Raw genomic sequence first — 19,651 nt, forward strand, 5'->3', positions numbered from 1 at the left:
CTCCACCGCGTAGCTTCGCCCGCAAGGAGGAGGAGAACAAGCGGCCGAATGGCCCAGCTTCGGCGCGAGCTCCCGGTGGTTCGAGCACCGGCGCGCGACCGGCGGCGGTGCGCACAAGGGGTGAGCCCTCAGGGCTGCTGGCGCACGATTTCCTCGATGGCGGCAGTGATGTGGGCTTCGGAGGTCCGCTTGTCGAGGCCGAGGCCGGACAGGACCCCCTCGCCGTTCTCGTTCTCCAGCAGCGCGAGCAGGATGTGCTCGGTGCCGACGTAGTTGTGCCCCATGCGCAGGGCTTCGCGCAGGGTCAGCTCCAGGACCTTCTTCGCGGACGCGTCGAACGGCACCAGCGCGGGCAGTTCCTCGACGCGCTCGGGCAGGGCCGCGGTCGCGGCGTCCCGGATCGCGTCGAGGCTGACTTCCTGGGATCGAATAGCCTTGGCGGCCAACGCATCCGGCTCTCCCAGCAGGCCGAGCACGAGGTGCTCCAGCTGGATCTGGTCGTTCCCGGCATCGCGCGCGGCCTCCTGCGAGAGCACGACGACGTTGCGGGCGCGCGGTGTGAACTTGCCGAACCCGGCGCCGGATTCGAACCCGGCTTCCTCGGATCCCTTGGACACGAAGCGCTTCTGCACCGCCTGCTTCGACACTCCCATGCTGCGGCCGATCTCGGTCCAGGACGCGCCCGATCGGCGGGCCTGGTCGACGAAGTGGCCGATGAGGTGGTCGGCGAGCTCGCCGAGGTGATCGGCGACGATCACGGCGCCTTCCAGCTGGGTGAGTTCGTCGCCGTTGGACTTCTTGATGCCGGCGATGAGGTCGTCGAGTCGGATGTTCTGAGGGACCTGCTTGTCAGTCATACGTCAACCATAGGTTGACGTGCATGCTGAGTCAACTCCGGGTTGACGCGAAATCGACGAGGCCGGACGCCCGGCGTAGCGTCAGGACGACGGAGGTGGCGATGTCCGAGGAAGAGGACTCGGAATGCCGAGGGTGCGACGGCACCGGCAACATCAGGGTGGCCCGGCGGTTCATCTCGCTCGACACCGGCGAGGTCTCGACGGTCATGTCCCTCGCGCGCTGTCCGTACTGCAGGGAAAACCCGGGCCGACAGCGAGGCGGCGGGCCGCCCGTGTGAGGATCAACGGCATGTCGGACGAGGGTGGCGACAACGCCGGTATCGAGGCCAACGGGCCCAACGCCCTGTGCTTCACCTGCGGCGGCCTCAAGAAGATCAGCGAGCCGCGCCTCTACATGATTCAGGCCACCGAAGACATGCAAGCCGGCATGACCATGGCCGAATGGCGCACCTGCCCCCAATGCGCCGGCAAGGGATATCTCCGGGGAATCGAACCGCCGGCTTAGGAATTCCCGAGCCGGAAATGCGGAATCAGCCCATTCCCCATTTCGGAACTTCCGCCCCCGCGATGAGCGGGACCAGGTGAACGGGCCGGAACGGAGGCTGGGGGGATTTCACTCCGTCCGGCCCGCTCAATCCCCACTGGGGGATTCACGAGTCGGGACCCCGGGGGAACGGGGTCCCGGCCCGCTTCCTCGCTGACCAGGGGTCCGACTGGGGGTTCGGTCCGCGCCCGGCCAGGGGCGGGCCGCGATGTGGAGCGGGTGCGGCCCGCGTCTGCCACCCCCGCGCCCGCTCACGGCGGCCGGCGGAGGTCGTGCTGGAGGCAGGGTGGTGCACCGGTCCGCCGCTCTCGGGGCGCGGCGAACCGCGGTCGGCGGTTCTCGCAGAAACAGCGGGATCGGCGTTGCGCACCTGTCCGGGTGGCCGGCTTCCCGCGAAACGCTTCCCACAACCCGTGGAAGCTTCAACCATTATGTCGCACGCGAAGCCCGGTTGTTAGCGGTGACAACGGATAGTCGCGTCACACGTCACGCCCGCCACACCCGGGTAACACCTCGCGATCATGCGACGAACACCTGTCGTTCGCCTACCCGTGCACTGCGGGCACCCGGTGAGAACCAGGTGCCCGCGACGCGAAAGCGCTTGTCAGATACCGCAGTCCGGCGCGGACCAGGTGTCAGCACCGCCGGCGACGTGCACGTGGTCGTCGTGTCCCGGGTAACCCGGTCCGAGAATCTCGCCGAAGCCGTGGTTGCGCGCCTGCTGAGCCAGCGCGCAGAAGCCCTGCGATCCGGCGCCGAGGTCGGCGGCATCGCCGTAGAGGTGCCGGCTGTTCGGAGCGCCACCGACGGAGTCGTTGCAGGAGACGCTGCGGAAACCGCCGTTGACCTGCATCGCCGCGTCACCCATCGCGTGCCGCATGGCCTGCAGCTTCCACATGGTGACCAGCGCGTTGGACTTGGCCTCGTCCGCCGAGAGCTTGCCGCCGGACCAGTCGGAGTTGCAGGTGTTGAGCTCGGAGTAGTCGAAGTTGACGGGCGTGCAGTCGTCGTCCTGAAGCTCGTAGATCTTGGCGAAGGTCGACTCCCCGGCCACGCCATCAGCGGGAAGCCCGTAGGCCTCCTGAAACCGCGCGACCGCGTCCCTGGTGCCGGGGCCGAAAGCGCCGTCGATGGCGAGGCTCCCACCGCTGCCGGGATAACCGGCCACCCTGATCTGCAGGTTGCGCACGTCGTCGCCGGACGCGCCCTCGCTGAGCGTCTTGCTCCAGGAGTAGCAACCATCGGCCGTCGGAGCGGGGGCGGCAGGAGCGGACACCGCCGCGGGTGCGACGAAGGACGTGGCGGCACCGGCCAGGAGTGCGGCGGTCACGCCGGCTAATCGGGTCTTCATCCGAGAACACCTCTCGCTGCAAAGGATCATCTGCAGCTGCGGATGTTCCCGCAAGGGACCCGCGAACTCGCCCGCCTGTCAGGAATTCACCAAAAAAGCCGCGCACTGGTCGAATCCCGCCGACCAGACGGCGGATCCGACCGGCACCCGCCGTCCGCGCGCCGCCCCGCAACAACCCCTAGGCGACCCGGGCTCAGCTCGTGAGCGGGCGCACCGTGAGGATCTGCTCCGCGCGGCCCACCGGCCCAGCGACGTCGTGCAGATCGGTCGTGGTCAAGCCCTGCCCGGTGGCACCGAAGGTGACGGAGGTGTCGAGACCGGTCCACTCACCTTCGGGCTGGCGGTGGAGGTGGATGGTGAGGTCGACGTTGGGGAACATCCACTCGGTGGGTTCCTGCCGCACGGCGATGCCGTTGGCCGTGTCGATCAGCGCGACGAACGTGGCCAGCGAGCTGACCTGCTCGCCCGCCACGAGGTCGTGCCCGGTGCGGACCCACGCGGTCGTGCGGCCCGGCAGGGGTTCGCCGATGACGCGGGTGTGCAGCGATTCGATGAAGCCCCCGGACCACACCGAGTCCATCGCCCAGGGCTGCACCTTCTCCGGCGGGGTCAACGAGGCGGGCCCACCACCGGCGACGACGTCGGTGTCCACAGCCGCCAGCAGCCAGGCGCGGGCCCGCACCACCGCTCGTCCGCCGATGACGACCGTGGCCTCGGTGAGCTCGATGGTCTTGCCGGGGCGGACGGTCTCGACGCGGATGTCGAAGTCCTCCAGCCCGATCTGCCCGAGGATGTCGAAGCTGATCCGGCTCAGCAGCAGATCAGGACGCCCAGCGGCGGCCCGGGCCTGCTCGATGGCGTGCACGATGAGCCCGCCCAGCGGGCTGAAGTGCTGCTCGTCGGTGCGCCAAGCCCCGCCCACGTGCGCGGTCGGCTTGTACCGGCCCTCCCCGATCCTTTCGAAATAACCGGGCCTGGGCTCGACTGTCTCGACCAACGAACTGCGCTCCTCCGTTCAGCGGAATGTGCGACACCAGCATATGAGCCACTCGCATCAGCAGAACCAGAACAGGAGCAGGATCACGACCCGGAACCCGGAGGTGGACCTGGGCGCGGGGAACGCGGAGGTTCCCCGCGGCGAGGTGTCAGCTGATGCTGTAGCTCAGCGTGTAGTGGGCTCCGTCGCGGGTGAACTCGACCGAACCGCTACCGCTGCTGAGGCTGTGCCTGCCCAGCAGGTCATCGCTGTCGACGTCGTCCTCCTCCCACAGCTCGACCGTGACCGCCCCGGAGAAGGACCGCCCGACGGCGAGATCGATGTCGAACTCCTCGCAGACCCGCTGCGGCCCCCACACGACGGCGTCATCGAGCTTGAGGTACGGGTGGTCGCACCCGACGTTGTCCTCGTTGTTGATGGCCTTCAGCCTGGTCAGTTTGATCGTCGCCATGCTGTTCCGCTCCCCGGTGAGCGCGTGCCGGAACCGGCTTCAGCTCGGCCGAGAAGATCATCCGCCGCCTTCCCCCGACGCACGGGCCCATTGCGAGTTCGTCACCTGAACGGCCGAAAACCTCCTGCGAATCCCAGTTTTAGTCCAAACCGAGGACCCTCCACGCCCGAAATGTCCGCTCAGTTTGGACTAAAACTGGGACTTGCCGCGGCGGACGCCACTGCTGCCACCGCGGAAGCCGGCGCCCGAGCAACTCCTGGGACTGCGTTCAGGCTTGCACCAGGGCTCGGATCGCTTCGCGCGCCTCGTCGAAGGCTTCGGGGATTCCTCCGACGGTGAGGTTGACCATCGCGCCTTCGTAGACCATGTGGACGCGCGGCCCGAGGACCTCGGCGTCCGGAATCCCGGCCTCGGCGAGCAGGTCGGTGAACTTCGAGCGGGCCCGGAGCTTGGCCTCGCGCAGCACCTCGCGACCGGGGTGATCTCCCTCCCCCAGCTCCGCGTGGGCGTTCACGAACGCGCAGCCACGCCTGCTCCCGCCCCACCACGCTTCCTCCGCGTCGAGAACGGCCAGGACACGGCCGACCCCCGACTCCGGCGCGCGGGTGCGCATCCACTCGTCGAGGAATTCCTCCCAGCGCTGCTCGCGGCGGGTGAGGTAGGCAGCGACCAGCGCGTCCTTGGAACCGAACCGGTCGTAGAGGGTCTTCTTCGTGGTGCCCGCCTCGGCGGCGATCAGGTCGACCCCGACCGCTCCGATGCCCCGCTCGTAGAACAACACCCCGGCGACTTCGAGGATCTTCCTGCCCGCCGGGGTGTCCGGGTTCGCCGTCCGCACCGTCATCGCTCCCTCCCGAAACTGGATACTGCGAGTATACCGACCGGTATGGTTACTTGGCCACATGAGAGCACTGCTTCCCCTCGGTTTCGTCGTGTTCTGGAGTTCCGGCTTCGTGGGCGCGGGCATGGCCGCCGACACCGGCGCCAGCGCCAACACCTCCCTGTTCTGGCGCTACGCCGTGACGACCGCGGCCCTCCTGGTCATCGCGATCGCGAGGCGACGGAGGTACAGCCGCGCGTTCCTCGTCCACGAGATCGTGCTGGGCGTCCTCGGCCAGGCGGTCTACCTCTCCGGTGTCTTCCACGGCGCATCGCTGGGCGTGCCCGCGGGCACCAGCGCGCTGATCGCGTCGCTGCAACCGGTCCTCGTCGCGGTGATCATCAGCAGGATCGCGCGCCAACCCCTGGGCGCCCGAGGGGTTCTCGGACTCGCGGCCGGGATCACCGGAGTCGGCCTGGTCGTCGTCGCCGACCTCGGCACCGGCGGCGGGGCGCTGGGCGCGCTCGCGGTCATCGGGGGCACGATCGGTCTCACCGCCGCGACGCTGCTCGGCGACCGCAAGCCCCGGCCGAGGGGCCACGACCTGCTCGACTCGCTGACGGTGCAGTCCGCCGCCGCCCTGGCGGGCTTCGGCGTCGTCGCGGCGGCGGGCGGTGGTGTCGCCCCACCGGCCACAGCCGGGTTCTGGACCGCCGTGGTCTTCCTCGTCCTGCTCCCGTTCGTCGGGGGTTACGGCTGCTACCTGCTCGTCCTGGACCGCTCGGGACCGCTGGCGGTCAGCGCTCTGCTCTTCCTCACCCCGGCGGTCGCCGCGGCCTGGAGCGCCCTCGCGCTCGACCAGCCCTTCCAGCCCACCACGATCCCCGGCTTCGCCCTGGCGCTGATCGGAGTCCTCGCCCTCCGCCACCCCTCCGCCCGGCGAGACCTCGCACCCGCACGCAACGAGGTTGGTCCGCGAGCGATGACATCGGGCTGATGTCCGCGAGCGATGACTTCTGCGCGATGTCCGCCTGCGACCGGACCAAAGCCCCTGGTCCCCGGCCCGCATCCGGCCCATGCTGCGGCCATGGTGGAACTCCGATCGACCACGAGCCTGGACCAGCGCGAACAGCATCCCTCCGGGCCGGTGAAGCGGTTCCGCACGCGGGCCGAGCGGCGGGCATCCGGTCGGGTGCTCGACATCGGGGCTCGCCACCTCAGCGACCTGCCCTCCTACCAGCACGTCAGCCACCTGGCGCTGGTCGGAGCGGGTCCGGACGTGGGCGAAGCGGAGTTGCCGCTGCAGGCGGAGAAGGTCGATGCGGAGCCGGAGCAGCTCCCGTTCCCGGACCGGGCGTTCGACGTCGTGGTCTGCCGGTTCGCGCTGGGACGCGCGGAAGGCACGGCCTCGGAGATCGCCAGGGTGCTGCGTCGGACCGGGCACCTGCTGTTCCTGGAGATCGCGGGCGACACCAAGTGGGATCACCGGCCTCTCGTCCTGACGCACCTCCACCGCAGCGGACTCATCACCCACGACGTGGAGTGGACCTGGCCCGGTTCGCCGACGCTGAGGCCGCTGGTGCAGGGCGTGGCGACGCACCCGAATCCGCAGTACGAGCGCGAGACCGCATGGCTGAGCAGCACGGGGAGGGAACGACGATGACGAGGAAAGCAGCGGACTGCCGAGAGACGCCGAGCGAGATCAACTGCTCCCTCACCATCACCGGTGAGGAAGAAGAGGTGGTCAGGGCCGCCGCCGAGCACGCGGTGTCCGCGCACGGCCACGAGGACACCCCGGAGCTGCGCGAGCAGGTTCGCGGGATGCTCCGGGACGAGGCGGCCGGACCGGTGCCGAAGGGCATGCAGTTCGTCCAGCTGATCGAGTTCACGACCCGCAAGCGCGCAGAGCTGAACCAGCTGATGGACGAGTGGGAGGACCGCACCGGGGGCAAGCGGACCGCGACCCGCGCGGTTCTCACCGAGGACCACGAACAACCCGACACCTACTACGAGTTCGTCGAGTTCCCGTCGTACGACGAGGCCGTCCGCAATTCGCACCTGCCCGAGACCGACGAGCTCTCGCAGCGGATGCGCGGCCTCTGCGACGGCGAGCCGACGTTCCACAACCTCGACGTCGTCCGCGCAGAAGCGTTGTGACACCGAACGGACCGCCTCCGCCCACGAAGCCCGGACGGAGGCGGTTCCCTCGCGTCGACTACCGCTTCGTCAGGCCGCCGTCGACCGCGTACTGGCCCGCGGTGACGTAGCCGGCGTCGTCGGAGAGCAGGAAGAGCGCGACGGCCGCGGCCTCCTCCGCCGTGCCGATCCGGCCGAGCGGGACCCGGCTGACGACGTCGTGCTCGAAGCTCGTGCGGACCTCGTCGCTCATGAAGCCGCGGAAGGAGGTGTCGATCGCGCCCGGTACCAGGACGTTGACGCGAATTCCCCGGCCGGCCAACGCGGTCGCCCACCCTCGGGACACGGCCACCAGAGCGCCCTTGGTCGCCGCGTAGACGGTGGCCATCGACGACCCCTCGTAGGTCGAGGTCGACGACGTCACCACCACCGACGCCCCGTCGTTGAGGTGCTCGGCCAACCGGGCCAGTTGCAGGACCGGGCCGCGCACGTTGGCGTTCATCATCCGGTCGAAGAACTCGGCGGTGACCTCGCCGACGTCGGCGACCGCCGCGTACCCGGCGTTGAGCCACAGCCCGTCGAGCCCGCGACCATCGGCGACCGCGGACGCGAGGGCGTCCACCGCACCGGGGTCGGCCGCGTCGTTGGCCAGAACCCGAGCGTCGGGGATCGCCTCGCGCGCGCGTCCGAGCCGCTGCGGACGGGTCCCGGTCAAGATCAGCTCGCCGCCCTCGGCCGCGATGCGCTCCGCCCCGGCCAGACCGATACCGCTGGTACCTCCGGTGATCAGAACGCGCTTGCCGTTGAACCTCGTCATCGCCGCTCCTGCGTGCTCGTCGTGGTGGTTGCGGGCACGACGCTAGGAGCTAGAGCGTGCTCTAGCGCAAGGCTTATCCTGCGACGATGACGGTGGAGGATCCCGGAGAGCTCGGCATCGGCGACGTCGCGTCCCGCACCGGGTTGAGCGTGCACGCGCTGCGCTTCTACGAACGGGAGGAGCTGCTGCTCTCGCCGGTGCGCCGCACCTCCAGCGGTCGACGCGTCTACCAGGAGGCGGACGTGGAATGGCTGCGCATCTGCACGCGGCTGCGCGCCTCCGGGATGCCACTGGCGAAACTCCGCGCCTTCACCGCGCTGGTGCGCCGAGGACCGGGCAACGAGGGCGAGCGGCTGGCCCTCCTGCGCGAGCACGAGGAACGCGTCCGGGCTCAGATGGCTGAACTGCAGGACTGCCTCGACCTGATCTCGTGGAAGGCCGGCATCTACGAGCAGCATGTGAGCCGCGGAACAGCGCGGGGCATCTGGGACCCGGCCTCGCCCGAGCACCGGGGCCCCTGGGACGTCGGGTCCGCAGACCGCGGGTGGGACGAGGAGGGATCGGGTGTCAGGGCAACTGCTGGCGTTCATCGGAGCGAGCCTGGCCGTGATCATCGTGCCGGGTCCTGACCTGGCGCTGCTGCTGCGCAACGCGGCCGTGGGTGGCCGACCGGCGGCAGCCGCCACGGCCGGCGGGATCATGACCGGCAATACGATCCTCGCCACCGCGGCCGTGGCTGGGCTCACCGCGCTGCTGCGCGCAGCCGGACCGCTCTACGACGCCCTCCGCCTCATCGGTGCGGGGTACCTGATCTACCTGGGCGTGCGCGCGCTGATCAGCCTCGCCCGCCGGAGGGGTCAGCCTCGAAACCCGGAGGAGGCGCCCGCACTTCCGCACTTGCCGGCGGCGCAGGCGTTCCGGCAGGGCCTGCTGAGCAACCTGCTCAACCCGAAGGTCGCCGCCTTCTACCTGGCGCTCTTCCCGCAGTTCGCACTGCCGGGGATGCCGACCCTGGCGCAGCACTCGCTGCTCGCCGGGCTGTTCTGCCTGCTCTCGCTCACCTGGTACGTCGTGCTGATCGCGGTGCTGGGCCGGGTCCAGGCCTGGCTGCAGCGCCGCAGGGTGCAGCGAACGATCACCGGTATCTCCGGCGCCGCCCTGCTCAGCCTCGGCGCAGGACTCGCGGTCCAGAGCTGAGGTCGCGGTCGAGGCCCGATGAGTTCCGGGCGGTGCGGGAGTCTGCACGACCAGAACGCGTGATGACCGCGCTGGGAGGGCTGCCATGACCACCACCTACACGTTCGACGTCTTCTCCAGCCTCGACGGCTTCGGCGCCGCCGGTGGCGACTGGACCGGGTACTGGGGCAAGCAGGGCCCCGAACTCCTCGCCCGCCGCCTCTCCCTGTACGACGAGCAGCAGCGGATGGTGTTCGGTGCCAACACCTACCGGTTGTTCGCGGAGATGCTGGCCGCCAGCGACGAGAACTCCGACGTCCGCGATCCGTGGGTCGAGAAGATGCGCAACGCGCCCGCGACGGTCGTGTCCCACGCGCTGGAGGAGCCCCTGGACTGGCCCGACGCGCGGGTCGAGAGAGGCGACGCCGCAGACGTCGTCGCCCACTTGAAGCAGAATTCCGAGATTCCGCTTCGGTCGCACGGAAGTCTCTCGATGAACCGCGCCCTGATGGCCGTCGGCCTGGTCGACCGCGTGCAGGTCACGGTGTTCCCGGTGATCACCGGCCGCACCGGGCTGGACCCGATCTTCCGGGGAGCGGAGGACTTCGACCTCGAACTCCTCGACCGGAGAACCCTCGACGGCAACATCCAAGAACTCACCTACCGGCCCACCCCGCACATGGCCCGGTGAATCAGGGCGACCGCAGGGAGTCGTCGAGGATCGTCTTGACTTCCTCCCCCGCCTAAAGGCGGGGGATTCCTATCGGGCTCGCGCCCGATAGTTCCTGCTTCGCAGCCGACTGCCCCGTCCGGGAGGACTCCCGTTGCGGTCTTACACCGGCTCCACAGGCCGACACCGCCAGCCCGGCGGCCAGGATGTTCTTCGCGGCGTTGACGTCCCGGTCATGGGTCGTGTCGCAACCGGGGCATGTCCACGTGCGGACGTTGAGCGGCATCGATTTCGCGAGTCTGCCGCATGCGGAGCACGTCTTGCTGGAGGGGAACCACTGATCGACCGCGATCACGTCGCGGCCGTACCACGCGGCCTTGTACTCCAACATGGTCCGGAATTCCGACCACGAGGCGTCGGAGATCGCTCGTGCGAGCTTGCCGTTGGACAGCATGCCGCGCACGTTGAGGTCTTCGATCACGACCGTTTGGTTCTCACGGACGAGTCGAGTGGTGACCTTGTGCAGATGGTCCCGCCTACGGTCGGTGATGCGCGCGTGCACGCGGGCGACCTTGCGGCGGGCTTTGTCGCGGTTGTTCGAGCCCTTCTGCTTGCGGGCCAGTTCCCGTTGGGCTTTCGCCAGACGCTTGCGATCCCGCTTCTCGTGCTGAGGGTTGGTGATCTTCTCGCCGGTCGACAGGGTCGCCAACGAGCTGATGCCCGCATCGACACCTACGGTGGTGTCGGTCGGGGCGTGCCGCTCGACCGAGGTTTCCACGAGGATCGACACGAACCACCGGTCAGCCGCGTCGCGGGACACGGTGACCGTGGACGGTTCCGCGCCCTCCGGGAGGGGACGGGACCACACGATGTTCAGCGGTTCCCGCATCTTCGCCAGCGTGAGCTGACCATCCCGGTACTTGAAGCCGGACTTGGTGTATTCGGCGGACTGGCGGGACTTCTTGCGGGACTTGAAACGCGGATACTGGGTGCGCTTGTCGAAAAACGCGGTGAACGCGCCTTGGAGATGCCGGAGCGTCTGCTGCAACGGCACGCTCGACACCTCGGACAGGAACGCCAGGTCGTCGGACTTCTTCCACGAGGTGAGCATCGCCGAAGTCTCGTTGTAGTTCACCCGCCGTTGTTCGGTGAACCACGCGCGGGTCCGCGCATCCAGGGCGAGGTTGTAGACCTTCCGGACGCAACCGAACGTGCGCAGCAACTCAGCCCGCTGCGCATCGGTCGGATAGAAGCGGTACTTGTACGCCCGCTTCACCTGCATCCTGCTCACGACTCACAAGCTAACATGTCAACGTGTAAGAGCCGATCTTGGGTGGTCACCGAAGAACACTCGGAATCGGCTCCTCCCCCGGCTGAAGCCGGGGGTTTCCGCCGATTGGAGCACTGATGAGCTGCGCGACCCTGCTCTTGCCCGCGGGAGCGCGCGGATAGCGGCTGAGGACGTCGACGAGGACGGGTGTGGCACGCAGCCGCGCGAGCTCGATGTGCTGCTCCCCGACGCTCGGAACGTCACCTGCGACGAGTTCGGCCGCACGGGCCGCGTGCGCGGCCGCCCGCAGGATGTGGCTGACCTGCGTCGCCTGGGCCAGCGGGTGCAGGTACGCGGCGGCGGCCGCATCACCGGCAGCGCGAGCGGCGTGACTCGCGGCCTCGGACGTCGCCTCCTTGGCGGCCCGGTGCGCGTCCAGCGCGGTGATCCGCTGCGCCTTCGTCCGATCAGCACCGTCGGCGAAGGTCCGCGCGGCCGAGACAGCGGCCCGGGGCCGCGCGTCGTCGTGCCGCTCGTCGAAGATCGGCAGCACTTCCTCAGCGAACTCCACGGCGAAGCGGACGACCGCGCGCAACTCCTCCGCGCTCAACGGGACATCACCCGGCCCGATCCTCATGAGCCCATGTTGCCAGCTGAGGCAGGCGCGACAAGAGCTCTCGCGCTCCCCTGCCGACGATCGCGAAATCGGTCCACGGCACGAACTTCGACGCGTACCCTCCGGACCATGATCTTGATCCGCCGGCTGAGCGGCCTGGGAGCAGCACTCGCCTTGATCACCGCGATCACCGCGGTGCAGATGTCCCTGATCGCGTTCGGCAACATCACCGACTACGCGACGAACCACGAGTTCGTCGCGCACGTCTTCGCGATGGACACCACGTTCCAATCGCCGAACGTGATGTGGCGAGCGATCACCGATCCGAACCTGGTCACCGCCGCGTACCTGCTCATCATCGCGTGGGAGACCATCGCAGCGATCGTCCTGATCACCGCCACGGCCGCGTGGATTCGCAGCGCCGCAACGGGTCGCGGCACCGAAACGGCTCGTTCGTTATCCAGCACCGGATGGCTGATGTGGATCGCCCTGTTCGGCGGCGGCTTCATCGCGATCGGCGGCGAATGGTTCCAGATGTGGCAATCCTCGGACTGGAACGGCCTCGACGCAGCCCTGCAGAACGTGATCATCGCATCGATCCCGCTGATCCTCACGCACCTGCCCCGGCACCCGGCCGAGCGTCACGCGTCCTCGGCAGCCCCGGCCGAGCACCAGCAGTAGGCACGCGGCCACGACATCGGAAGCGAGTTCACGGTGGGAGAATGGGCGCGGCGCGCCCTCATTCGACCTTGACCAGCGCACCCCAGAATGCGGTGCGCGCGCTGTCCGCCGGCACTGATCCGGCGCTGGGCCGCCAATCGGTCACGTACACCGCGCCGGGGTCGACGAGTTCCCGGTTCCCGAGCAGGGCCGTGAAGTCCGCGAAGCTGCGGTGCCGGGCGGCGTTCGTGGTGCTCGAGTACAGGCGACCGATCTCGGCGACCCGCTCAGGGGTGTCGTAATGATCGGTGATGTGCGAGACCGCCAAGACGCTGCCGGTGGGCACCGCTGCGCAGTAGGCGTCGAGAATCGCCGCCGGGTCCTTGGCGTCCGGGACGAAGTGCAGCACGGCGACGGCGAGCACGGCCACGGGTTGGCTGAAGTCGAGCAATCCGGCCACACCAGGCGCGTTGAGAACCGCCTGCGGATCTTGCAGATCAGCTTGCGTCACGGAGACCGTGGGAACGTCCCCCAGCATGCGGTAGGTGTGCGCGACCGCGACGGGCTCGAGGTCGACGTACGCCACCCGGGCCGACGGGTCCACCGCGTGCGCGATCTCGGAGACGTGCCCGACGGTGGGGATGCCCGAGCCCAGGTCGAGGAACTGCCTGATCCCGGCATCCAGGCAGTACCGGACCACCCGCTGCAGGAAAGCCCTGTTCGCACGAGCACCGGGGATCATCGCGGGAGTCACTTCCAACGCACGTGCGGCAGCGGCGCGGTCGTGAGCGAAGTTGTGCGAACCGCCGAGGTAGTAGTCGTACATCCGGGCCGCGTTCGGAGTCTCGACGTCGACATCGCCGTCGACCCAGCTCAAGTCCGTCTCGCTCACGTTCCGACCTCTCACTCGACGCCGCGCTGTTGGCCCTGACCGCCCCCACCCCCACGACCCTGTCAACAATCGCGGATCACGGCGACGGCCCCGAACGATTTCCCCGAAACGGCCCAACCCGCCGCTTCTCGCGTCAGCGTCACCGGCCAGGTGCCGTTGGACACGGACTGAGGGTCCGTGCGCGGGGGTTGTTCCTCGGATGACCTGGCCAGCTGCGGCTCCAGCAGGCACCGGAAACAGCTGGAGCGAATGGTTCAGACCGTCTTGACGATCAAGGTGATGACGGCTGCGGCAGCGGAGACCAAGGTGCCAACCGCCGAGAAGCTCGCGGCGATTCCGTTGAAGCCCGACAACAGACGGCGGGACAGCTGCCCCCACGCGGAACGACGTACGAACCACTTGAGCTTCTGCCACCGGTGCTCCCTGATCCAGCAACCCATCAGGACTCCCTTGGCATTGTTACGACAGAACTCCTGGTTACGAGTCTCAGCACAGCACCACACGGGCGCCTGAAACAGGCTGTAAAGGAAGGCCACCACAGACAACACGATCAGGATGTTCGGACCGAGCGACCCGCTGAACCAGCCGTACACAACAACAAATGCAACGGCATAACCCCAGTATTTTCCCAGTAACTTCACGCGGCAGGAAGCTAGCCGTAGACGCGCCCAGCGCCAACGACCAAACGGGTATTTTTGATCTTAGCTCTGGTAAGCCAATAGCTCAGCCACCCTTTGATCACCCTTGGCCGCTGACCACTACCCGAACCAATCGAACAAATCGGATGCTTCCCGTGAGCTACTGCTCTTTCTGGGCTATAGGGGACTGTCGGGGTAACGGTGTTTCCAGCCTGACGCGCCGGGCGTGGGTCCGGCGGGATGGGCACTGTGAGTGATGAGCTCTGACGCTGTGAGCGCAGACCGGAAGAAGATCGGCAAGTCGGATCGGACGTTGTCTCCTGAGCAGGCCGCTGTGGCCGAGATGGTGGCGATGGCCAAGGACAAGGGCCTGGATTTGACCGGTCCGGATGGGCTTTTGAAGCTGTTCACCAAGAATGTGTTGGAAACGGCGTTGAACGAGGAACTGACCGAGCACCTCGGGCATGAGAAAAACCGTGCCGACTCGGGCCGGGATTCAGCGAATGTGCGCAACGGTTCCCGTCCGAAGACCGTGATCTCCGATGCGGCCGGCGCGATCGAGATCACGGTTCCGCGGGATCGTGAAGGAACATTCGAGCCGCGGATCGTACGAAAGCGGCAGCGCCGTCTCGGCAGTGTGGACGAGGTGGTGTTGTCACTGTATGCGAAGGGATTGACCACCGGGGAAATTTCCGCGCATTTCGCGGAAATCTACGGGGCGTCGGTGTCCAAGGACACGATCTCCCGTATCACCGACACGGTCGTACGGGAGATGGAGGATTGGCGCAACCGTCCGCTGGATTCGGTCTACGCCGCGATCTTCATTGACGCTGTCGTGGTCAAGGTCCGGGACGGTCAGGTGGCCAACCAGCCCGTCTACGCGGCGATCGGGGTCACTGTGGACGGCCGCAAGGACGTGCTGGGGCTGTGGATGGGCACCGGCGGCGAGGGCGCGAAGTTCTGGCTGTCGGTCCTGATGGATCTGAAAAATCGCGGCATCACCGATGTCTTCTTCTGCGTCTGTGATGGCTTGAAAGGACTCCCGGATTCCGTCGCCTCGGTGTGGCCGCACACCATCGTCCAGACCTGCATCGTCCATCTGATTCGCAACACTTTCCGGCTCGTTCCCCGGCAGAAATGGGATGAGGTCAAAAAGGACATCAAACCGATTTACACCGCACCGAACCCGGACGCGGCACTGGCCGCTCTTGACGATCTCGATGAGAAATGGGGCAAGCAGTACCGGGCCATGATCCGATTGTGGCGCAACGCCTGGGAAGAATTCACGCCGTTCCTCTCCTACGACGTCGAGATCCGGAAAGTGCTGTGCTCCACCAATGCAATCGAATCCCTCAACGCCCGCTACCGTCGAGCGGTCCGCGCACGAGGACATTTCCCCAACGAACAGGCAGCGCTGAAATGCCTGTATCTTGTGACCCGCAGCCTGGATCCCACCGGAGCCGGCCGCACCCGATGGACGATACGTTGGAAGCCAGTCCTCGACGCCTTCGCCATCACCTTCGGTGACCGCTGGCCGGACGCCGAAGCCTACTGATCAACACGCTGGAAACACCGTTCCTGCGAAAGACCCGGCTATAGCGGCCGAGCACGCCCATGGGGATTGATGTGGTCGATACGCTCCCGTTGATTCAGCAACGAGGGAGTCAGCGAGTCAAGGTGAGGTTTGAACGAGAAGGGAATCGCTCCGGCGGTTGTGGGTGAAGCGGACGACGACACGGCTGTCTTTCTTCCTGCAGAGCCCGTAGCAGCTGGCGATCGGCAGGCTCGCTTGGAGCTGCGCCATACGACTGGAGGGCAGCTGGCTCTGCTCGTCTACACGAGCCTGGAGCGGCTAGTAAAGGCATGCGGCGACCAGCAGCCGTGGATCAGCGTGCCCGTGGCCGAACTGCACTCCATCGCCGAGCAGGTCGAAGCCGAGGTCGTGCTGGAGGACATCGCGCTTCCCGACGTTGAGCGACGAGACTAGGGAGCAGTCGATGGGGGACATCACCAACACCCCGGGCGAGATGGATGCATTGGCGAGAAGCCTGGAAGCGGGCGCAGCCAAGCTTGACGGAATGCGGGCAGCCCCAATCGCCAATGCCGGCGAATCTATCGGAATGCTTGCGCAGGCCGTTGGACAACTAGCCGAGACCAGCGCCGGAGTCAGTGGCGGTCTGCATCGCACGGTCGAGGACATCCACGCTGCGAGGGACGAGTACACCAGGACGGATCACGACGGCGCCAACAACATGCCGCAGCCGCCCCGCTGACGTTGCGAAGGACTCATGAACGCTATCGACGTAAACGTCAAGTCCGACCCGGCTTCTTGTCGGGAGTTGACGACGTGGCTGGACGATCTCTCGACTGCTAACCACGACGCCGCATCGGCGGGGGCTAAGGCCACTTCTTCATCGGAGTTGTTCTGGCAAGGCGAGGCCGCTGACAACTTCCGGGAGCAAGTCTCTCGAGGGGCCAGTGACGTCGATGAGTTCATCGACGTCATCGACCGTATACGTTCTGGCGTCGCACGTTTCGCCGACGACATCGACACGGTCCAACACCGCATGAGCCAGTGCCTCCAAGTTGCGCACGAGGCAGGCCTCATGGTGACGGGGACTGTCATTCACAAGCCACAGGGTGGTATCGCCGATATTGCACCGCAGGGGGCTGGCGGCGATATGCCCGGCCTCGACCCGAATTCCGCGGAGCACGCCGCTGCAGAGCGCAAATTCAAGGCCTGGCAGGAGATCGAATCCACGGCGGATGACGCCCGGCGGCTCGAGCGGACGGCACACCGGTCCTTGAGTAAGGCGTTGGAAGCGGCGAACACCATCATCACAGCGATCACTGCGACCCCGCTCACGTGGGTTAGTCGCGGCCTGGTCTTTGCCGGTTCCACCCATGGAGCATTCACCACGCTTACGCAGGCAGCCGAGTCCCAATACAAGTTCGCCGACCAGTTCGCACGCCTCGCGGCGGACAGCACGTTGCCCGCCGCAGCACGGGAAGCTCACATGGACAAGCTCCTGACCAGCGCAGGCATGACGGAACAGCAAGCTAAATCCAATGCCCGAGTACTCGCGAATGCAAGTAATACGAAGGCTGGCGAGTTCGTCTTCAGGTATCTGGCACCAACTCTCGGTGGCACGAAAGAAGGCGGTATCGGACGCAACATCGGCAAGGCCTTCCCTGTCATCAGCGTCGGCGCAGCAACGGTATTCACCGGGTTGGACATCGCCGCCGGCAAACCCGTCGGCAAGGCGATCTGGACGAACTTCGGCGGGCTCGGCGCCAGCACCGCAGCAGCGACCGGCGCCGAAGCCGGCCTCGTCGCCGCAGGAGTAACCGGCGGGCCCGTCACAGTGGCCGCCCTGGGCGTGGGTTTCGGAGCCGCTACCGCGTGGAGCTACTTCCAGGAGAACGACCTGCGCGACCTGTACCGTGACCTCGGCGGCGACGGGATCGACAATCCGAACGACAACTCAGACGAGTACCGCAAGGGCAGGTTCGGGAGGTAGCACGTAGAGATGACGAACCTTCCCCCACGCCCTGATCCGACCGCTGGTGAACCTCGCCCGCCTGAAGCGCCGACCCAGTACCAAGGCGTCGCTTCGGAAGCTCCCCCCAAAACACTGCCCCGCCCCCCAGAGGGCGAAGGACCGACGCTGGAGTATCACCGCCTGTCCAAGCGCAACGTGTGGTTGGGCGCCCCGATACCAATCGTGATCTTGCTGGGCCTTGCGGTCCTGCACAGCGGCTTTGTAGCACTCACCTACTGGTTCGTCTGGGCAATCGCCGCCGTCTACCTCGCGTACCTCGTCTACACAGTGCGCTCGGACGTGCTCACCGCCGGAGCCGAATGGGTCCGACTCAACCGAGCATGGGTACGAATCTACGAACTCACCAGCATCAACTACGTCGGACGCGGCTCCGGCACAAGCTTCGCTGTCGTCATCAAAGACCGCGAACGCACCGTTGAACTGCCCCTGCACATCGTCCAAGCGAACAAGCAGCTCTGGAACCTGGTGTATCTCGGGATGCGCTACTCCGCCGGGAACGGCGCCGAGGTCAACCGCGCCATGCGCGCCCAGTTTCCCGAGCTCGCTCCCAGGACCCCGCGTCACAACAACAGCTGAAGCATGCAACGACTGTGAATGCCGGTGATCTGCCCAAGCTGGGCAGCTACCCGGTCGAGCCGCGGGTTCGCGACTGCGAGACCGCGTGCCACTACCTGCGGTACGAGCGCGAGGTGACGTTGCGGCTGCTCTCGCAGCTCCCGTGGCAGGTGATCGTAGTCGCCCAAACAAACCCTCCCTCGGTCACCGAGGTGCGGCGCCTTGCGTGCGATCGACTCGCGGAGCTGTACACCGCAACGTAGTGAACAGGCCGAATAGGAGCGGCTTGTGCCATGAGAAGGCCGGATCAACACCCGGGAAACCAGGTCAAAATGGTGGGCGCAGTTGGGTTCGAACCAACGACCCCCTGCTTGTAAGGCAGGTGCTCTTCCGCTGAGCTATGCGCCCTGGTGGCCGAACGGTGGAGCCGGTCGAACACGTCGGTAACAGTACCGGTGTGTCGCGGCCGGCTCGGTGACCGGTCGGCCGTCCGTGAGCAGGTCAGGCGGTCAGTTCCGCCAGCGCCTTCTTCCAGACGTTCTGGTCGCGGGCCTCGCCGGGCTGGTTGACCTCGGCGAAGCGGACCTTGCCCTCGGTGTCGATGAGGAACGTGCCGCGGTTGGCCATTCCGGCGGCGTCGTTGAAGACGCCGTAGGCCTTGGCGATCTCGCCGTGCGGCCAGAAGTCCGACAGCAGCGGGAAGGTGTAGCCCTGCTGCTCGGCCCACGCCTTCAGCGAGAACGGCGTGTCCACCGAAACACCGATGACCTGGACCTGGTCGTTCTCGAAGTCGCTCAGATCATCGCGGACCTGGCAGAGCTCGCCCTGGCAGACACCGCTGAAAGCGAACGGGTAGAACACCAGCAGGACGTTCTTCTTGCCCCGGAAATCGGCCAGCGAGACCTTTTCCTTGTTGTAGTCGGGCAACGTGAAGTCCGGCGCCTGTGCACCGACCTCGACAGTCATGAGCGCACCCTCCTGTTCGACATGACCTTGTCCCGGCCGAACCTACACGGCACGACGAACGTGGGCACCGATGGCGACATCGATGCCCACGTTTCGAAACACGAACCGCTCAGCGACGAGCCTTGGCCCGGCGGTATGCCAACCGGGTTCCCATCCAGCCATCGCTGACGCTGGCGTTCGCGGTCTGCGCCAGGTTCGCCGTAGAGGCGGCCTCGGCGATATCGGCCGGTTCGACGTATCCGTCGCGGCCGGTCTTGGGGGTCATCACCCAGATGACCCCATCGTCGGACAGGGGCGTCATCACATCGAGAAGCGTGTCCGTGAGGTCGCCATCTTCTTCGCGCCACCAGAGCAGCACGACATCGACCACTTCGTCGGCATCTTCGTCGAGCAGATCGCTCCCGCAACGCTCCTCGATCGAGGCACGGACGTCATCATCAACGTCCTCGTCCCAGCCGATCTCCTGGACAACCATCTCCGGCTCGATGTCGAGCCTCTCGGCGACGTCGGCTTCGCCTTTACCGGCGTCTCCCGCGGCGACCACGGTTTGTCACTCCTCCAATGCACAGGTGCGGTGGCCTCTGGCCCCGCACGACTTTCAAACCTGGCCGATAGCGAACACTGCTGACCGCTACCGGCGCAACTGCTGGGCGTACGACACGCCGTAGCAAC

At 66.9% G+C, this 19,651-nt stretch carries 26 protein-coding genes, 1 tRNA gene and 1 pseudogene; 15 read left to right on the top strand and 13 right to left on the bottom strand.

All coding sequences use genetic code 11. The features are described from left to right. Window positions 1-128 precede the first annotated feature (128 nt). Complete coding sequence (locus FHU35_RS21480) at window positions 129-857, bottom strand: Clp protease N-terminal domain-containing protein (protein ID WP_145742509.1); 729 nt, start codon at window positions 855-857, stop codon at window positions 129-131. A 101-nt stretch (window positions 858-958) separates the two neighbouring features. On the opposite strand from FHU35_RS21480, the gene FHU35_RS29385 reads away from it, so the two are divergent. Both FHU35_RS29385 and FHU35_RS21485 read left to right on the top strand, forming a co-directional pair. Next, window positions 959-1,135, top strand: a complete 177-nt coding sequence (locus tag FHU35_RS29385) for a hypothetical protein (RefSeq protein WP_186459534.1) — start codon at window positions 959-961, stop codon at window positions 1,133-1,135. An 11-nt stretch (window positions 1,136-1,146) separates the two neighbouring features. Then, on the top strand, window positions 1,147-1,362 hold the full coding sequence (locus FHU35_RS21485; protein ID WP_145742511.1) for a hypothetical protein: 216 nt from the start codon (window positions 1,147-1,149) through the stop codon (window positions 1,360-1,362). Window positions 1,363-2,005: 643 nt separating this feature from the next. On the opposite strand, the gene FHU35_RS21490 is transcribed toward FHU35_RS21485, so the two are convergent. The 4 genes from FHU35_RS21490 to FHU35_RS21505 form a co-directional block, all read right to left on the bottom strand. Beyond that, the gene (locus tag FHU35_RS21490) at window positions 2,006-2,752 is read right to left on the bottom strand and encodes a D-Ala-D-Ala carboxypeptidase family metallohydrolase (RefSeq protein WP_145742513.1); all 747 of its coding nucleotides are present in this window, start codon (window positions 2,750-2,752) and stop codon (window positions 2,006-2,008) included. A gap of 193 nt (window positions 2,753-2,945) precedes the next feature. Next, window positions 2,946-3,749: a thioesterase family protein gene (locus FHU35_RS21495; RefSeq protein WP_145742515.1), complete on the bottom strand. Its 804-nt coding sequence runs from the start codon at window positions 3,747-3,749 to the stop codon at window positions 2,946-2,948. 148 nt (window positions 3,750-3,897) lie between these two features. Then, window positions 3,898-4,200 (bottom strand): hypothetical protein, encoded by a 303-nt coding sequence (locus FHU35_RS21500; RefSeq protein WP_145742517.1) that lies wholly within the window; start codon window positions 4,198-4,200, stop codon window positions 3,898-3,900. Between the two features lie 268 nt (window positions 4,201-4,468). After that, complete coding sequence (locus tag FHU35_RS21505) at window positions 4,469-5,044, bottom strand: TetR/AcrR family transcriptional regulator (RefSeq protein ID WP_145742520.1); 576 nt, start codon at window positions 5,042-5,044, stop codon at window positions 4,469-4,471. 58 nt (window positions 5,045-5,102) lie between these two features. On the opposite strand from FHU35_RS21505, the gene FHU35_RS21510 reads away from it, so the two are divergent. From FHU35_RS21510 to FHU35_RS21520, 3 genes are all read left to right on the top strand, one after another. After that, a complete protein-coding gene (locus tag FHU35_RS21510; protein WP_145742522.1) occupies window positions 5,103-6,017 on the top strand; it encodes a DMT family transporter in 915 nt (304 codons plus the stop codon). A 90-nt stretch (window positions 6,018-6,107) separates the two neighbouring features. After that, entirely contained in the window at window positions 6,108-6,683 is a 576-nt protein-coding gene (locus FHU35_RS21515; protein ID WP_145742524.1) for a class I SAM-dependent methyltransferase, read from the top strand. Then, window positions 6,680-7,177 carry a DUF1059 domain-containing protein gene (locus FHU35_RS21520; RefSeq protein WP_145742526.1) on the top strand — a complete coding sequence of 166 codons (498 nt, stop codon included), beginning with the start codon at window positions 6,680-6,682 and terminating at the stop codon, window positions 7,175-7,177. The genes FHU35_RS21515 and FHU35_RS21520 overlap by 4 nt, the downstream gene beginning before the upstream one ends. Window positions 7,178-7,235: 58 nt before the next feature. Here FHU35_RS21520 and FHU35_RS21525 read toward each other — a convergent pair whose 3' ends face one another. Continuing rightward, a complete protein-coding gene (locus FHU35_RS21525; protein WP_145742527.1) occupies window positions 7,236-7,973 on the bottom strand; it encodes an SDR family oxidoreductase in 738 nt (245 codons plus the stop codon). Window positions 7,974-8,059: 86 nt separating this feature from the next. Between FHU35_RS21525 and FHU35_RS21530 the strand changes: the two are divergent. From FHU35_RS21530 to FHU35_RS21540, 3 genes and pseudogenes are all read left to right on the top strand, one after another. Next, window positions 8,060-8,470 (top strand): annotated as a pseudogene (locus tag FHU35_RS21530) (MerR family transcriptional regulator); the annotation flags it as partial. Between the two features lie 67 nt (window positions 8,471-8,537). Beyond that, entirely contained in the window at window positions 8,538-9,170 is a 633-nt protein-coding gene (locus FHU35_RS21535; protein WP_145742531.1) for a LysE family translocator, read from the top strand. An 85-nt stretch (window positions 9,171-9,255) separates the two neighbouring features. Further along, the gene (locus tag FHU35_RS21540) at window positions 9,256-9,840 is read left to right on the top strand and encodes a dihydrofolate reductase family protein (RefSeq protein ID WP_145742533.1); all 585 of its coding nucleotides are present in this window, start codon (window positions 9,256-9,258) and stop codon (window positions 9,838-9,840) included. A 52-nt stretch (window positions 9,841-9,892) separates the two neighbouring features. Here the strand turns inward: FHU35_RS21540 and FHU35_RS21545 are convergent, their stop codons facing one another. Both FHU35_RS21545 and FHU35_RS21550 read right to left on the bottom strand, forming a co-directional pair. After that, window positions 9,893-11,101, bottom strand: coding sequence for an RNA-guided endonuclease InsQ/TnpB family protein (locus tag FHU35_RS21545; protein WP_145742716.1), 1,209 nt, complete (start codon window positions 11,099-11,101; stop codon window positions 9,893-9,895). A gap of 55 nt (window positions 11,102-11,156) precedes the next feature. Beyond that, window positions 11,157-11,726 (bottom strand): putative immunity protein, encoded by a 570-nt coding sequence (locus FHU35_RS21550; RefSeq protein ID WP_246110468.1) that lies wholly within the window; start codon window positions 11,724-11,726, stop codon window positions 11,157-11,159. 108 nt (window positions 11,727-11,834) lie between these two features. Between FHU35_RS21550 and FHU35_RS21555 the strand changes: the two genes are divergently transcribed. Next, complete coding sequence (locus tag FHU35_RS21555; RefSeq protein ID WP_145742536.1) at window positions 11,835-12,386, top strand: DUF2165 domain-containing protein; 552 nt, start codon at window positions 11,835-11,837, stop codon at window positions 12,384-12,386. Window positions 12,387-12,444: 58 nt separating this feature from the next. Here the strand turns inward: FHU35_RS21555 and FHU35_RS21560 are convergent, their stop codons facing one another. Both FHU35_RS21560 and FHU35_RS21565 read right to left on the bottom strand, forming a co-directional pair. Then, on the bottom strand, window positions 12,445-13,257 hold the full coding sequence (locus tag FHU35_RS21560; RefSeq protein WP_145742539.1) for an SAM-dependent methyltransferase: 813 nt from the start codon (window positions 13,255-13,257) through the stop codon (window positions 12,445-12,447). 254 nt (window positions 13,258-13,511) lie between these two features. Further along, on the bottom strand, window positions 13,512-13,898 hold the full coding sequence (locus tag FHU35_RS21565) for a hypothetical protein (RefSeq protein ID WP_145742541.1): 387 nt from the start codon (window positions 13,896-13,898) through the stop codon (window positions 13,512-13,514). A 340-nt stretch (window positions 13,899-14,238) separates the two neighbouring features. Here FHU35_RS21565 and FHU35_RS21570 point away from each other — a divergent pair, with 340 nt between their 5' ends. From FHU35_RS21570 to FHU35_RS21595, 6 genes are all read left to right on the top strand, one after another. After that, window positions 14,239-15,450: an IS256 family transposase gene (locus tag FHU35_RS21570; RefSeq protein WP_246110487.1), complete on the top strand. Its 1,212-nt coding sequence runs from the start codon at window positions 14,239-14,241 to the stop codon at window positions 15,448-15,450. Window positions 15,451-15,609: 159 nt separating this feature from the next. Beyond that, window positions 15,610-15,882 carry an SAV_915 family protein gene (locus tag FHU35_RS21575; protein ID WP_281290255.1) on the top strand — a complete coding sequence of 91 codons (273 nt, stop codon included), beginning with the start codon at window positions 15,610-15,612 and terminating at the stop codon, window positions 15,880-15,882. A gap of 10 nt (window positions 15,883-15,892) precedes the next feature. Further along, on the top strand, window positions 15,893-16,168 hold the full coding sequence (locus tag FHU35_RS21580) for a hypothetical protein (protein ID WP_246110470.1): 276 nt from the start codon (window positions 15,893-15,895) through the stop codon (window positions 16,166-16,168). Between the two features lie 15 nt (window positions 16,169-16,183). Then, entirely contained in the window at window positions 16,184-17,416 is a 1,233-nt protein-coding gene (locus FHU35_RS29390; protein WP_186459536.1) for a hypothetical protein, read from the top strand. A 204-nt stretch (window positions 17,417-17,620) separates the two neighbouring features. Next, window positions 17,621-18,034 (top strand): hypothetical protein, encoded by a 414-nt coding sequence (locus tag FHU35_RS21590; RefSeq protein WP_145742545.1) that lies wholly within the window; start codon window positions 17,621-17,623, stop codon window positions 18,032-18,034. A 14-nt stretch (window positions 18,035-18,048) separates the two neighbouring features. Further along, window positions 18,049-18,276 (top strand): hypothetical protein, encoded by a 228-nt coding sequence (locus tag FHU35_RS21595; protein WP_145742547.1) that lies wholly within the window; start codon window positions 18,049-18,051, stop codon window positions 18,274-18,276. 70 nt (window positions 18,277-18,346) lie between these two features. On the opposite strand, the gene FHU35_RS21600 is transcribed toward FHU35_RS21595, so the two are convergent. From FHU35_RS21600 to FHU35_RS21610, 3 genes are all read right to left on the bottom strand, one after another. Further along, a tRNA-Val gene (locus tag FHU35_RS21600) sits at window positions 18,347-18,421 on the bottom strand. 93 nt (window positions 18,422-18,514) lie between these two features. Beyond that, the gene (locus FHU35_RS21605) at window positions 18,515-18,979 is read right to left on the bottom strand and encodes a peroxiredoxin (RefSeq protein WP_145742549.1); all 465 of its coding nucleotides are present in this window, start codon (window positions 18,977-18,979) and stop codon (window positions 18,515-18,517) included. Window positions 18,980-19,088: 109 nt separating this feature from the next. Further along, entirely contained in the window at window positions 19,089-19,523 is a 435-nt protein-coding gene (locus FHU35_RS21610; RefSeq protein ID WP_145742553.1) for a DUF3052 domain-containing protein, read from the bottom strand. Between the last annotated feature and the right edge of the window lie 128 nt (window positions 19,524-19,651).

Source organism: Saccharopolyspora dendranthemae (assembly GCF_007829955.1).
GTDB lineage: Bacteria > Actinomycetota > Actinomycetes > Mycobacteriales > Pseudonocardiaceae > Saccharopolyspora > Saccharopolyspora dendranthemae.